Source organism: Pseudomonas sp. RIT-PI-o (genome assembly GCF_001297215.1).
GTDB lineage: Bacteria > Pseudomonadota > Gammaproteobacteria > Pseudomonadales > Pseudomonadaceae > Aquipseudomonas > Aquipseudomonas moraviensis_A.
In genome coordinates this window covers 95,953-109,524 of sequence record NZ_LHPA01000021.1, presented here as the reverse complement: position 1 = coordinate 109,524, position 13,572 = coordinate 95,953, and the positions used below count along the sequence as shown (strand labels likewise).

The window sequence follows — 13,572 nt, the reverse complement described above, 5'->3', positions numbered from 1 at the left end:
CAATCATTCGTTGCGCACAACTGTTCACCGCCACACAGCCCGATTTGACCGAGATGACCTGACCGATGATTGCCCAGCTGTCGCCCGCCAAAGCCCTGACCGGCGATTACCAACAATTCCTCGCGGCCCTGAAAGACAGCGGCTTTCGCGGTGAAATCAGCGCCGATTACGCCAGCCGCGTGGTGCTCGCTACCGATAACTCGATCTACCAGCGCCTGCCGCAAGCGGCGGTGTTTCCGCTGGATGCGGGCGATGTGGCGCGGGTAGCACGGCTGATTGCCGAGCCCGCCTACGAGAACGTAGTGATCACCCCGCGTGGCGGCGGCACCGGCACCAACGGCCAGTCGCTGACGGACGGCATCGTCGTCGACCTGTCGCGGCACATGAACCGCATCCTGGAAATCAACGTCGAACAGCGCTGGGTGCGGGTGCAGGCCGGGGTGGTCAAGGATCAGCTCAACGCCGCGTTGAAATCCGCCGGGTTGTTTTTCGCCCCGGAATTGTCGACCTCGAACCGCGCCACGGTCGGCGGCATGATCAATACCGACGCCAGTGGCCAGGGCAGTTGCACCTACGGCAAGACCCGCGACCATGTGCTGGAACTTGAGATGATCCTGCGCGGCGGCGAGCGTCTGCACGGTCTGGCACTGACGGAGGATGAGCTTGAAAGGCAGTGCGCTCGCAATGATCGGGTCGGCGAAGTCCATCGTTGTGCACGGCAGATCATTGATGAGCAGGGCGAGCTGATCAAGGCACGCTTCCCCGATCTCAACCGTTGCCTGACCGGTTATGACCTGGCGCACCTGCGCGAGGCCGACGGGCGCTTCAATCTCAACAGCGTACTCTGTGGCGCGGAAGGCTCGCTGGGCTTCGTTGTCGAAGCGCGTCTCAACGTGCTGCCGATCCCCAAACATACGATGCTGGTCAATATCCGCTACGCCGGGTTCATGGATGCACTGCGCGATGCGCGGGCGTTGATGGCGCTCAAGCCGTTGTCGATTGAAACCGTCGATTCCAAGGTCTTGTTGCTGGCGATGCAGGACATCGTCTGGCACGGTGTTGCCGAGTATTTTCCCGAAAACGCTGAGCGCCCGACTTTGGGGATCAACCTTGTCGAGTTCTGCGGCGACGACCCCGAAGATTTGCAGCGTCGCGTCGAAGTGTTCGTCGAACACCTGAAAAATGATCGCACCGTGGAGCGCTTGGGCCACACGCTGGCGGTCGGTCAGGCAGCGGTGAACAAGGTCTACGGCATGCGCAAACGTGCGGTGGGCCTGCTCGGCAACGTCGCCGGTGAAGCCCGCCCGCAGCCCTTCGTCGAGGACACCGCCGTGCCGCCGCAGCACTTGGCCGAATACATCGCCGAACTGCGCGACCTGCTCGATAGCCACGGTTTGCAGTACGGTATGTTTGGCCATGTCGACGCCGGTGTGTTGCACGTGCGGCCGATCCTCGACATGAAAGACCCGCAGCAAGCGGCGCTGGTGCGCCCGGTGTCCGATGGTGTCGCGGCATTGACCCAGCGCTACGGCGGCCTGCTCTGGGGCGAACATGGCAAGGGCCTGCGTTCGGAGTACGCGCCGGCATTCTTTGGCGAACTGTATCCGGCGCTGCAAGCCTTGAAAGCAGCGTTCGACCCGTTCAACCAGTTCAACCCGGGCAAGATCGCCACGCCTGCCAACAGCGGCGCGGCGCTGCTGAAGATCGATGAAGTGACCCTGCGTGGCGAACTGGATCGGCAGATCGACGAGAAGGTCTGGCAGAGCTACGGTGCCGCCATGCATTGCAACGGCAATGGCGCCTGCTACAACTTCGATCCCGATGACGCCATGTGCCCGTCGTGGAAAGCCACCCGCGAGCGCGCGCAGTCACCCAAGGGCCGCGCCTCGCTGATTCGCGAATGGTTGCGGTTGCAGGGAGAGGCGGGTGTTGATGTGCTTTCGGATGCGATTCGCCAACCGGCGTTCTTCCGCACGTTGTGGCAGCGCTGGCGTAACAGTCGCGACCCGTCGGCGGACTTTTCCCATGAGGTGTATGACGCCATGGCCGGTTGCCTGGCCTGTAAATCCTGCGCGGGGCAATGCCCGGTCAAGGTCAACGTGCCGGAATTCCGCTCGCGCTTTCTTGAGCTGTATCACAGCCGTTACCTGCGTCCGGCGCGGGATTATCTGATTGCTTCGCTGGAATATACGATCCCGTACATGGCGCGAATTCCGGCGCTGTATAACGGTTTGATGGGCGCTGGCCGGGTGCGTGGCGCACTGGCGCGTATCGGCGGCATGGTCGATGTGCCGTTGCTCAGCCGTTTCGATTTCCACGCGGCGATGCGTCGTTGGCAGGTGCAGCCAGCGACGGTTGCGACACTGTCGACGCTCACGCCGGAGCAACGCGAACGCAGCGTGGTCATCGTGCAGGACGCCTTCACACGCTACTTCGAAGCGCCGTTGTTGGCGGATCTGGTCGAGCTGATTTCGCGCCTGGGTTATCAGGTGTATCTGGCACCGTTCAGCGCCAACGGCAAACCGCTGCATGTGCAGGGCTTTCTTTCGGCGTTCAATCGGGCGGCGTTGCGCAACGCTGAGCAATTGCAGGCGCTGGCGCAGACTGGCGTGCCGCTGCTGGGGCTCGATCCGGCGATGACCCTGGTCTACCGTCAGGAGTACTTGAAAGTCCCGGGCCTGCAGGCCTGTCCGCAAGTGGCTCTGGTGCAGGAATGGTTGCTCGAAGTCATGCCGGAGCAGACGCCTAAGACTCAGGCCAAAGCGTTCCGCCTGCTCGCCCATTGCACGGAGAAGACCAACGCGCCGGCCGCGACCCGGCAGTGGGAACAGGTTTTCGAACGTGCCGGTTTGCAGTTGGCGACGCAAGCCACCGGTTGCTGCGGCATGTCCGGCACCTACGGCCACGAGGCACGCAATCGCCAGACGTCGGCGTTGATTTACGAGCAGTCGTGGGCGCGTCAGGTGCAGGCGCCGGCGGAGCAGGGCGAGGCGTTGGCGACCGGCTATTCCTGCCGCAGCCAGGTCAAGCGCCAGTCGGATCGGGCGCTGCGCCATCCGTTGCAGGTGTTGCTGGAGGCTCTGCGTCGCTGATCATGTCGCTGGTGTCCTGGTCCCAGATCAGGCGCGGGTCGAAACTCATCGCCGCGAGCATGGTGAACACCACGACCAGGCCGAAGAACAGGATACCCGGTCGTGGCTCGATATCGCCCAGCGCCTGGAATTTCACCAGCGCCGCGACCAGCGCGACCACCAGCACGTCGAGCATCGACCAGTAACCGATCAGCTCGACGAAGCGATATAACTTCGAACGTTCCCTGCGCGCCCAATCGCTGTTTCGCTGGACGGTGATCAGCAGCAGGGTCAGGGCGACGAATTTGATCCCCGGCACCGCGATGCTGGCGATGAAAATGATCAAGGCAATGTCCCACGCCCCGGCTTCCCAGAACTCCAGCACGCCGCTCATGATCGTGCTGTCGGCACCGTTGCCGAGCATCACCGTGTTCATCACCGGGAGCAGATTGGCGGGAACATAAAAGGCCAGCGCGGCGAGCATGTACGCCCAGGTGCGCGCCAGCGAATTGGTCTTGCGCCGATGCAACGGCGCATCGCAGCGCGGGCACTCGTGTGGCTCGTCGGTCATATCGCAGGCCAGGCCACAGCTGTGGCACAGGCACAGGTTGAGTTCGCTGGCGGTCGGCGGACGCTTCATAAAATGTCCCACAGTTCGCGGATGTCCCGGCCGGCGATGCGGATCATCATCAGGCTCAGCACCGCCAGGGCGAACAGGCCGATCCCGGGCAGCACATCGAGCAGGCCGGCGAGTTTGAACACTGCGACCATCGCCCCCAGCAGACACACTTCAAGCATGCTCCACGGGCGCAGGGTTTCCAGCCAGCGCATGCACAGATTGAACCCCGGTGCCCGACGCAGGCCGAGGGCAAAACCCAGCACCCAGACCAGCAGCACCAGCTGAAAGGCCGGGGCGATGATGATCGCAATCGCCGCGACCATGGCGATAAACGTGATCGGCCCCTGGCTCAGCGCCAGCACCGAATCCCACAGCGTCGCGCTGTTTTTCATGCCTTTGAGGCTGATGCTCATCACCGGGTAGAAATTGGCGAACAGCCACAGCATCGCCGCCGTGAACGTCAACGCCAGACGCTGCTCGATGGTCAGGCCGTTGAAGCGCTGCAGCACGCCACCGCAGCGCACGCATAGGGTTTTCTGGTGCTTGGCGAGCACGACTTTCTCGTACACACAATCACAGTGCTCGCAGATGATCAGGTGTTCGGTGTTGACCATGGACAACGCTCGAGGAAGGCCGCGACGGCAGGGCAGACCTGTTCACTATAGAAGGCCACGGCCGATGGGCAACCTTGATCCTGAGATGTTTGGGTTTTGCTTTTTTGATGTTATAAGGTAACGCGAATTTGCGGGCGGCGGTGCGGCCGTCCGGTGTTATCCCTCTCGATTGCGAAAGATCCATGACCCCTGTGCTTCCCCGTTCTGCCCCATTGACGACTGGCCGGCTGCTCTCCATTGATGCGCTCCGAGGCTTGGTGATCCTGTTCATGCTGCTCGATCACGTCCGCGAAACCTTCCTGCTGCACCGCCAGGTGGCTGACCCGATGGACATCGCCAGCACCGAGCCGGCGCTGTTTTTCAGCCGCACGCTGGCGCATTTGTGTGCGCCGGTGTTTGTCTTGCTGACCGGATTGTCGGCCTGGCTGTACGGTGAAAAATACGCCGGCAAAGCCGATGTCAGCGCGTTTCTGTTCAAGCGCGGATTATTTCTGGTGGTGCTGGAATTCACTCTCGTCAACTTCGCCTGGACGTTCCAGTTACCGCCCAGCGTGATCTACCTGCAAGTGATCTGGGCGATCGGCCTGAGCATGATCGCGCTGGCGCTGCTGGTCTGGTTGCCGCGCGCGGTGTTGCTGACGCTGAGCCTGGCGATCATCGCCGGGCACAACTTGCTTGATACGCTGCACTTCCCAGTGGATTCGGCGCTGCATGTGCCTTGGGCGATTCTGCATGATCGAGGCTGGATCGAGATCAGCGACACCCTGCGCTTGCGTACCTCGTACCCGCTGCTGCCGTGGATCGGTGTGATCGGCTTGGGGTACGCGCTGGGCCCGTGGTTTGCCCGAAGTATGGATGCGGCGGTGCGTCAGCGTCGTTTGCTGCTTGCCGGAGTCGGTGGGTTGCTGGGGTTTGCGGCACTGCGCTTGATCAACGGCTACGGCGAGAAACCGTGGGCGGTCAGCGATTCGCTGGTGCAGACGCTGATGAGCTTTTTCAACATCACCAAGTACCCGCCGTCACTGCTGTTCATCGCATTGACCGTTAGCTCCGGCCTGTTGCTGCTGCTCGCCTTCGAGCGCGTGCAGAGTCGCCGCTGGATTGGCTGGCTGACCGTATTCGGCTCGGCGCCGATGTTTTTCTATCTGCTGCATCTGTACGTGTTGAAAGTGTTGTACCTGATTGGCGTGGCGCTGTTCGGCCTGAATCAGGGCAGCTATTTCGGCTTTTCGACGGTGGCGGCTGTGTGGCTGGCAGCGGTGGTCCTTGCCGTGGTGTTGTACCCGGCAGTGCGCTGGTTTTCGCAACTGAAAGCGCGGCGCCGGGACATCAGCTGGTTGAAATATCTGTAACTTGCGCGGACTTGTGGGAGCGAGCCTACTCGCGAAGAGGTGGTGTCAGTCAATACATTCGGTGACTGACAGAATGCTTTCGCGAGCAGGCTCGCTCCCACAATGGAAGGGTGTTGCGCCCCACATCACCTACACCGCCGTCCCCCTGTGGGAGTGAGCCTGCTCGCGAAGAGGGCGTGCCAGTCAATACTTTCTCGGCGACTGACAGAATGCTTTCGCGAGCAAGCTCGCTCGCACAATGGAAGGTGTTGCGCCCCGACTCACCTGCGCCGCCGTGCCCCTGTGGGAGTGAGCCTGCTCGCGAAGAGGTGGTGTCAGTCAATACATTCGGTGACTGACAGAATGCTTTCGCGAGCAGGCTCGCTCGCACAATGGAAGGTGTTGCGCCCCGACTCACCTGCGCCGCCGTGCCCCTGTGGGAGCGAGCCTGCTCGCGAAGAGGTGGTGTCAGTCAATACATTCGGTGACTGACAGAATGCTTTCGCGAGCAGGCTCGCTCCCACAATGGAAGGGTGTTGCGCCCCACATTACATACGCCGCCGTGCCCCTGTGGGAGTGAGCTTGCTCGCGAAGAGGGTGTGCCAGTCAATACTTTCGGCGACTGACAGACTGCTTTCGCGAGCAGGCTCGCTCCCACAGTGGAAGGGTGTTGCGCCCCGACTCACATACGCCGCCGTGCCCCTGTGGGAGTGAGCCTGCTCGCGAAGAGGGCGTGCCAGTCAATACTTTCGGCGACTGACAGAATGCTTTCGCGAGCAGGCTCGCTCCCACAATTGCTACCGTGATTGGCTTATTTGCGATCCAGCCACACGGTCTGCGCGTTGCAGAATTCCCGTACGCCAAAGTGCGAGAGCTCACGACCGAAGCCGCTCTTCTTCACGCCGCCGAAGGTCACGCGCGGGTCGCTGGCGGAGTAGCCGTTGATGAACACGCCGCCGGTTTCCAGTTCGCTGGTCAGTTGCTGGGCCAGCGCCACGTTGGCGGTGTAGATCGTCGCGGTCAGGCCAAAATCGCTGTCGTTGGCCAGAGCCACGGCGTGCGCGCAATCGCGGGCGGTGATGATCGAGGCGACCGGGCCGAACAGTTCCTGTTTGAACGAAGTCATGCGGTCAGTGACATCGGCCAGAACCGTCGGCTCATAGTAGTTGCCGGCGCCTTCGGCCTTTCTGCCACCGAGCAACAGCGTCGCGCCTTCTTCAAGGGTGTCGCGCACTTGCTGATCGAGTTCGTCACGCAGATCGAAACGCGCCATCGGCCCGATGTAAGTGTCGGCGTTCAGCGGATCGCCCATTTTCAACTGGCGTGTAGCTTCAACGAACTTACGCGTGAATTCCTCGACCACTCCTTGTTCGATGATCAGGCGCTTGGCAGCCGCGCAGACCTGCCCGGAGTTCTGATAACGACCGACTACCGCCGCATGCACGGCTTCATCCAGATCGGCGTCATTAAGCACAATGAATGGATCGGAACCGCCGAGCTCCAGCACGCACTTCTTCAACGCTGCACCGGCCTGAGCACCGATGGCCATGCCGGCGCGGACGCTGCCGGTCAGCGTCACGGCGGCGATGCGCGGATCGGCGATGGCGGTGGAAACGCCTTCCGGGGTGACGTTGAGCACTTCGAACACGCCGTCGGGGAAACCGGCGCGGACGAACGCATCGCGCAGCAGATAAGCGCTGCCCATCACGTTCGGCGCATGCTTGAGCACGTAGGTGTTGCCGGCAAGCAGCGTCGGCACCGCGCCGCGCAGCACCTGCCAGATCGGGAAGTTCCACGGCATCACCGCCAGAATGGGCCCCAGCGGGCGATACTCGATGCGCGCCTTGCCGCCTTCAACTTGTGTGGCCTCAGCATCGAGCATGGCCGGGCCGTGTTCGGCGTACCACTCGCAGAGCTTGGCGCATTTCTCGATTTCGCCACGGGCCTGAGTGATCGGCTTGCCCATTTCCTGGGTGATCATCGTCGCCATCGCTTCTGAGGTTTCACGCAGCGCGCCGGCCAGAGCGGTCAGCAGGCTTGAGCGATCCTGCAGCGGCTTGCGCTTCCACTTGCCGAAGCCGTAAGCGGCGCGGGTCAGTGCTGCATCGAGGGCAGCGGCGGATTCAAACGCGTAGTGACCGATCTGCTCGCCGGTGGCGGGGTTGATCGAGATGGCGTGGGTCTGGCTGGAAATCTGGCTCATGGCGTTGTCCTTCATGTTCGTCGGATGGGCCAAGAGTAGGGTGGTGTTTGTTTTCTGGAAACTGAATAATAAAGATCGTTTCCTTCACGTTTGGAGAATGACCGTGGATCTGGTGCAACTGGAAATCTTCAAGGCCGTGGCCGAGCACGGCAGCATCAGCGCCGCCGCCACGCAGATTCACCGCGTGCCGTCGAACCTGACCACGCGGATCAAACAGCTGGAGCAGGATCTCGGTGTCGATCTGTTCATCCGCGAGAAAAGCCGTCTGCGTTTGTCGCCGGCCGGGTGGAGTTTTCTCGAATACACGCGGCGCATTCTCGATCTGGTGCAGGAAGCCCGGGCCACTGTGGCGGGGGAGGAGCCCCAAGGCGCATTTCCTTTGGGCTCGCTGGAAAGTACTGCTGCAGTGCGCATTCCTGAACTGCTGGCGGCGTACAACCAGCAGCATCCGAAGGTCGACCTCGACCTCTCGACCGGGCCATCGGGGACGATGATCGACGGCGTGCTGTCCGGGCGTCTTGCCGCTGCATTTGTCGACGGCCCGGTACTGCATCCGGCCCTGGAAGGCGTGCCGGCGTTCGAGGAGGAAATGGTCATCATCGCGCCGCTCAATCATTCACCGGTCGAGCGTGCGGCGGACGTGAATGGCGAAAATATCTACGCTTTTCGTTCCAACTGTTCCTACCGTCACCATTTCGAAAAATGGTTCAGCACTGACGCCGCCGTGCCCGGCAAGATTTTCGAAATGGAGTCCTACCACGGCATGCTCGCCTGCGTCAGTGCCGGTGCTGGCCTGGCGTTGATGCCACGTAAAATGCTGCAGAGCATGCCCGGCAGCGCGACGGTCAGCGTCTGGCCGCTGACGGCGGATTTTCGCTATCTGACTACCTGGCTGGTGTGGCGTCGGGGCACGGTGTCGCGCAGTCTGAGCATGTTCGTGCGGTTGCTTGAGGAGCGTGGCGTGGTGAGTGAACAGGGCTGAGCGCAGGCGTGGTTACGGCGTGCCGTTGCGCCCGTACAAACGATAACCGTCGTGCTGATTCAAGCGATCGTAGTAGGCGCGCACCGCAGCCAGGTCCCCGTGATCGAGCGGCGTTTCGAACCAGCGATTGACCGACAGCCCGATCGGGATATCCGCCAGGGAAAACTGCTCGCCACTGACGTAAGCACCGGTCTTGTGCAGTTGGCGATCGAGGATTTGCATGTTCCGCGTCCAGTCCCGGCAGCCAGCGGCCAGGGCGTCGCGGTCCTGATAATCCGTCGACTTGCGCACCAGCGCCATCAGCGGGTACGACCATGAGCGATTCAGCTCCGAGGCCTGCCAGTCGATCCACTGATCGACCCGCGCCCGGGCGATCGGCTCGGCGGGATACAAATTCGCGCCGCCATAGCGCGTCGCCAGATACCGAATGATCGTGTTGGATTCCCACAGGGTGAAATCGCCGTCCTGAATCACCGGCACCATGGCGCAGGGGTTGAGCGCGAGAAACTCCGGAGTGTTCGGCGACTTGAAACCCGACCCCCAGTCTTCACGCTCGAACGGGATGTCCAGTTCGGCGCAGGTCCACAGGACTTTGCGCACATTGATCGATGAGGCTTTGCCGAGAATTCGCAGCATGGGATTTCCTTCTCCTGGTGTCGGACGCAGAAAAATACCATAGCGCAAAACACAGGGCCCGCATTGCGCGGGCCTTGGTGGATAAGCATTTACCGGCCGCTTGTGCCCAGCGGAAATCAGCGGTTGAGGAACGCCAGCAGATCCTCATTCAACGCCTGCGCATGGGTCACGGCAAACCCGTGCGGCGCACCTGCGTAGACCTTCAACTCAGCGTCCTTGATTTGCGCGGCGGCCTGCTTGCCGGTGATTTCGAACGGCACGATCTGGTCGCCATCGCCATGGATCACCAGAGTCGGCACGTCGATCTTGGCCATGTCCGGGCGGAAGTCGGTTTCCGAGAACGCGGTTACGCAGTCGACTGTGCCCTTGAGCGACGCCAGCAGCGCAATGTTCAGAGTTTGCGTGAGCACGCCGTCAGAGATTTTCTGGCCCTGATTGATGCCGTAAAACGGCGTGTTGAAGTCAGCGATGAACTGCGCGCGATCCTTCAGCAGGCCAGCCTTGATGCCGTCGAATACCGATTTGTCGACGCCATCGGCGAAGTCGGCTTTCTTGCCGAACAGCGGCGTGACCGCACCCAGCAATACCAGACCGGCAACGCGCTCGCTGCCATGCCGGGCGATGTAACGGCTGACGTCGCCGCCACCCATGGAAAAGCCGACCAGGGTCACGTCGCGCAGATCCAGATGGTTGATCAGGCCGGCGATGTCATCAGCGAAGGTGTCGTAGTCGTAGCCGGTCCACGGCTGATCCGAGCGACCGAAACCACGGCGGTCGAACGCGATAGTGCGGTAGCCGCGACTGCTCAGGTATTCCATCTGGTATTCCCACATGTCGGCATCCAGCGGCCAGCCGTGGCTGAACAGCACGGGCTTGCCGCTGCCCCAGTCCTTGTAATAGATCTCGGTGCCGTCTTGGGTCTTGAAGGTGCTCATGCAAACTCCTTGTGATCGTGTGTGGCAAGAATAGATGCCGAATGGGCAACGGCCACTATCCGCGCAAAATGCGAAAGTCACTTGTACGCAGGTGCTGGTTTCACACGTATGAAAACGCGACGAACCCTGATGAACGGTGCAAACATAAGTTTGACGCCAAAATGATGGCTATCTAATATCGCGCCACTATTTTGATGTCACTTTTTGTGTCGAGGGATCGAAGATGTTTTCACCCGCCTTCACGGCGCGGTTGTGCTTGGCTTTGCTCTGCCTTTCTCCGCTTGAATCCGCTTGGGCTGCGCCCACCCCCGGCGAAACCGACCTGATCCGCGAACGTCAGAACCGTTTGCTCGAAGAGCAGCAACGGCGTCTCGAAGAACTCAAGGACCTGCCCGGCAAAGACGCCAGACCAGCGCAACCGACGACCCCCGCCGATAGTCGCTGTTTCACCATCAAGGACATTGAGCTCAAAGGCGCCGACAGCCTGTCCGAGCGCGAAAAGGCGCGTCTGCTCGAACCCTATATCGGCGAATGCCTCGGCGTGCCGCAGCTCAACGAGCTGCTTAAAGTCCTTTTCTTCAACGAACATACTATGCGTGATGGAAGTGTAGGTCGTTTTGATCCTGATGCTGGCATCGCAGAAACCTGGTCGAGATTTCAAAGTGGTACTTTTAAGCAGGAAGATATCCAGCTGTTCAAGCATGAGTATTTCGAGTCCAGATTCGAGGGTATATTTAGACAGGATTATGGCGTTTCTCATGATAAAACACAGATACGTTATCCAAGCCCGCTAGATTGAGAGGTGTACGTGGCTATTTATATAGAGATGGACAAGGTTATAGAGACTGAAGATTATGTTGAATATACGTTTGGTCGGGGCGGCGATGTAGGTCTGATACGGCTAGATAAAATAAAGGAAACTATAAGCGTCATAAAGGAGTGCCCGTTGGATGTAAGCGGAAAATGGTCGGAGAGAGCCGGTATGAAGCTCGCTCGGCTCTTTGTAAAAGGCGAGTTTCCCGAGAAAACCCAGTGGGCTTCTTGAGAGGGGATAGATAGGAGATGGGATAAATGTGGACAGACCCTGAGGGATGCTCACAAATCCACTCCAGGCTCTGCGCTTGATGATGTACCTCATCACGCAGAGCTTTCGCCAGACTTTTCCGATTGGAGGCTAAACGATGAATCATGAGCAGCAGGATCTGATTATCGATTTGGTGTCAAAAAAAACTTCCAAGGAAAGATTGGTTGAGATATTTTTTGGGGGCGAAATTCCTGATGGATATCTCCGTCGTGAGTTGGAAGTTGCGCTCGAAATTAAAGATTCTGATAATGTTGAATGTCTGCTGATATTCGGTTCTGTTTTTGGAATTGCACAGGATTGTGCCGATATTTTGTGCCGTCTGTTAATTCAGGATTGGCACACCAGTCATGAAAATATCGCTAGGGAATTGAAGGTGTTTAAATACCCTGGCGCGGTTGATTATTTATTTAAAGCAGCACTAATTCACCATCAGTACATCGCTTCCGATTACGCGCTTGGAGTTAAGTGCATTTACGCGCTATATGAAATAGGGACGGACGATGCACGGGAAAAACTGCAGTTGTTGATGGAGGTCGACGTTCCTGAAATGTCAGAACTTGCAGTGCGATTGCTAAATTCCATGAAAAAGTAAGGTGTAGGTTACAAGTCACTAGTTGCTGCATTATAGGATTATTCGATTGGGATGAGCTCTTTGGCTTTTTCAATCTCGCCCTTTAGCAGCAACTCGTGAATGTCATGAGCAAGTGGAGTGACATCGCTTATGTTCTGGATCCATGTCGTTGACATAGAGCTCGACGGCTTTTGCGCTCAGGCCTATCTGAATGGCACGGCTTATCTGAGCTTTGAGATGTTCGTCTCGATCTGGGTCCCACTGAATTCGGACAGGTGTCTGCTTTTTCAGTTTTAGCCATTCTTCCTCACTCATGGAATCTTCCGTGCCCATTCAAACCCATCTCGTGAAATATCGATGGCCAGAATTCGAGACTGTCTTGTGTCCTTCAAGCCCCATCCCGACCGATGCATCATCCACAGGAAGGATGGCTTTATCCATGTCATCCGTTCCATTTTGAAAGGCGGGGAAACAAAGGTGCCGTGACTTAGCGCGGCATCGGCAATGACATCAGAATAAGCTTGGTAAACACGGATGGTGTTCGCATCGTATAAGCCGCGAATCTGGCGGATTGGTGTGGCATTTGAACTCGCTAGCTGATTCACCATTTTCATACCCTAAGCTTAATGACGCGTAAATGGTCGGCGTCCTGGCGTTTGGCTTTTGTTACTACACATCCCTCGGAGGGCCTTCATACATGAAACTGTCTCGACTGCTGCTGTCTTTTATTCTCACGTTAACCGGCTGCCATTCCAACGTCAGAGATTCTTCCCCCAGCCTCCTGAAAAACGGCTTGCAACTACAACAAAGAACTGTCACGCCAGATACGCAACACGCCAAAGTAATCATGAAAGCCACAGGTTACACAAACCCTGTCGAGTTCTCGGTTCGCCGGGCTTCAGATCCCGATCAACGAATGGAAGTGCTGGGTACCGTGGTGGATTCCGGGCGGGGCAAGGTATTCGGCTGGATCGCCAAACTCAGCGAAGCGGCCAATAGCGCCACGTTCAAGCACTTCCCTCAGTTGGAAACGCAAGCCAATGCCGACGAACCCTTCGAGGTGTCGGGGCGTTCCAACAGCATGGGCACCGGCAATACTTATAGCTGCGGGCCGCTGAACAGCACTTTTACGCCGGAGCGAAGCACGGTCTACCTGGTGGAGTTTCAGTTTGCCGGGCAAGGTTGCGAGCAGCATGTTTACGATGTCACCCAGCCGGGTCAACGTCGCCTTATCGGAGGCTGAGGCATTTGAAATTAAATCGGGTAAATGGGGACAAACCACGTTTAGAAGGCACTCCAAAACGTGCTCTGTTCCCGTTTCCTTTGCAGCCAGCAACACCGCACCGGCTCTGACCTGGACAGTCGGTAATGTTGCGGTAAATGCCCAGGACCATCTGGTCGCAGCGACCAGTGGCGGGCCGCGCAATCTGTTCATCGATGCCCCGGCAGCGGTGTCTGACAGCACGCGCGCCGTTGACACTTTCCACCGCACCCCAAGCATGGTTCAGGCGGTTGCCAGTACGGTC

Annotated in this window: 13 protein-coding genes and 1 pseudogene; 7 read left to right on the top strand and 7 right to left on the bottom strand. The window is 59.1% G+C overall.

Annotation, left to right across the window (positions count from 1 at the left end):
- Positions 1 to 65: 65 nt before the first annotated feature.
- Positions 66 to 3,092 carry a D-2-hydroxyglutarate dehydrogenase YdiJ gene (gene ydiJ, locus AEQ63_RS11455; RefSeq protein WP_064363472.1) on the top strand — a complete coding sequence of 1,009 codons (3,027 nt, stop codon included), beginning with the start codon at positions 66 to 68 and terminating at the stop codon, positions 3,090 to 3,092.
- Here the strand turns inward: ydiJ and AEQ63_RS11450 are convergent.
- The gene (locus tag AEQ63_RS11450) at positions 3,025 to 3,711 is read right to left on the bottom strand and encodes a paraquat-inducible protein A (RefSeq protein WP_042606736.1); all 687 of its coding nucleotides are present in this window, start codon (positions 3,709 to 3,711) and stop codon (positions 3,025 to 3,027) included. The genes ydiJ and AEQ63_RS11450 overlap by 68 nt on opposite strands.
- Positions 3,708 to 4,304 (bottom strand): paraquat-inducible protein A, encoded by a 597-nt coding sequence (locus tag AEQ63_RS11445; RefSeq protein WP_042606737.1) that lies wholly within the window; start codon positions 4,302 to 4,304, stop codon positions 3,708 to 3,710. Before AEQ63_RS11445 ends, AEQ63_RS11450 begins: the two co-directional genes overlap by 4 nt.
- Positions 4,305 to 4,486: 182 nt before the next feature.
- On the opposite strand from AEQ63_RS11445, the gene AEQ63_RS11440 reads away from it, so the two are divergent.
- Positions 4,487 to 5,656: a DUF1624 domain-containing protein gene (locus tag AEQ63_RS11440; RefSeq protein WP_064363471.1), complete on the top strand. Its 1,170-nt coding sequence runs from the start codon at positions 4,487 to 4,489 to the stop codon at positions 5,654 to 5,656.
- Between the two features lie 790 nt (positions 5,657 to 6,446).
- Here AEQ63_RS11440 and AEQ63_RS11435 read toward each other — a convergent pair.
- Positions 6,447 to 7,838, bottom strand: a complete 1,392-nt coding sequence (locus AEQ63_RS11435; protein WP_064363470.1) for an aldehyde dehydrogenase family protein — start codon at positions 7,836 to 7,838, stop codon at positions 6,447 to 6,449.
- A gap of 103 nt (positions 7,839 to 7,941) precedes the next feature.
- Between AEQ63_RS11435 and ptrR the strand changes: the two genes are divergently transcribed.
- Complete coding sequence (gene ptrR / locus AEQ63_RS11430; protein ID WP_064363692.1) at positions 7,942 to 8,820, top strand: putrescine utilization regulator PtrR; 879 nt, start codon at positions 7,942 to 7,944, stop codon at positions 8,818 to 8,820.
- 12 nt (positions 8,821 to 8,832) lie between these two features.
- On the opposite strand, the gene AEQ63_RS11425 is transcribed toward ptrR, so the two are convergent.
- Together AEQ63_RS11425 and AEQ63_RS11420 are read right to left on the bottom strand one after the other, a co-directional pair.
- Positions 8,833 to 9,456 carry a glutathione S-transferase family protein gene (locus AEQ63_RS11425; RefSeq protein ID WP_064363469.1) on the bottom strand — a complete coding sequence of 208 codons (624 nt, stop codon included), beginning with the start codon at positions 9,454 to 9,456 and terminating at the stop codon, positions 8,833 to 8,835.
- A gap of 116 nt (positions 9,457 to 9,572) precedes the next feature.
- Complete coding sequence (locus AEQ63_RS11420) at positions 9,573 to 10,391, bottom strand: alpha/beta fold hydrolase (protein WP_064363468.1); 819 nt, start codon at positions 10,389 to 10,391, stop codon at positions 9,573 to 9,575.
- Positions 10,392 to 10,614: 223 nt separating this feature from the next.
- Between AEQ63_RS11420 and AEQ63_RS27995 the strand changes: the two are divergent.
- The 3 genes and pseudogenes from AEQ63_RS27995 to AEQ63_RS11405 form a co-directional block, all read left to right on the top strand.
- Positions 10,615 to 10,965, top strand: a pseudogene (locus AEQ63_RS27995) (POTRA domain-containing protein); the annotation flags it as partial.
- A gap of 234 nt (positions 10,966 to 11,199) precedes the next feature.
- A complete protein-coding gene (locus tag AEQ63_RS11410) occupies positions 11,200 to 11,436 on the top strand; it encodes a hypothetical protein (RefSeq protein WP_064363466.1) in 237 nt (78 codons plus the stop codon).
- 136 nt (positions 11,437 to 11,572) lie between these two features.
- Positions 11,573 to 12,067, top strand: a complete 495-nt coding sequence (locus AEQ63_RS11405; protein WP_064363465.1) for a hypothetical protein — start codon at positions 11,573 to 11,575, stop codon at positions 12,065 to 12,067.
- Positions 12,068 to 12,169: 102 nt separating this feature from the next.
- On the opposite strand, the gene AEQ63_RS29095 is transcribed toward AEQ63_RS11405, so the two are convergent.
- Together AEQ63_RS29095 and AEQ63_RS29090 are read right to left on the bottom strand one after the other, a co-directional pair.
- Entirely contained in the window at positions 12,170 to 12,361 is a 192-nt protein-coding gene (locus AEQ63_RS29095) for a DUF4291 family protein (RefSeq protein WP_252874699.1), read from the bottom strand.
- A complete protein-coding gene (locus tag AEQ63_RS29090) occupies positions 12,358 to 12,660 on the bottom strand; it encodes a DUF4291 family protein (RefSeq protein WP_252874698.1) in 303 nt (100 codons plus the stop codon). Before AEQ63_RS29090 ends, AEQ63_RS29095 begins: the two co-directional genes overlap by 4 nt.
- An 83-nt stretch (positions 12,661 to 12,743) precedes the next feature.
- Here AEQ63_RS29090 and AEQ63_RS11395 point away from each other — a divergent pair, with 83 nt between their 5' ends.
- Entirely contained in the window at positions 12,744 to 13,289 is a 546-nt protein-coding gene (locus tag AEQ63_RS11395; RefSeq protein WP_064363691.1) for a hypothetical protein, read from the top strand.
- The last annotated feature ends 283 nt before the right edge of the window (positions 13,290 to 13,572 follow it).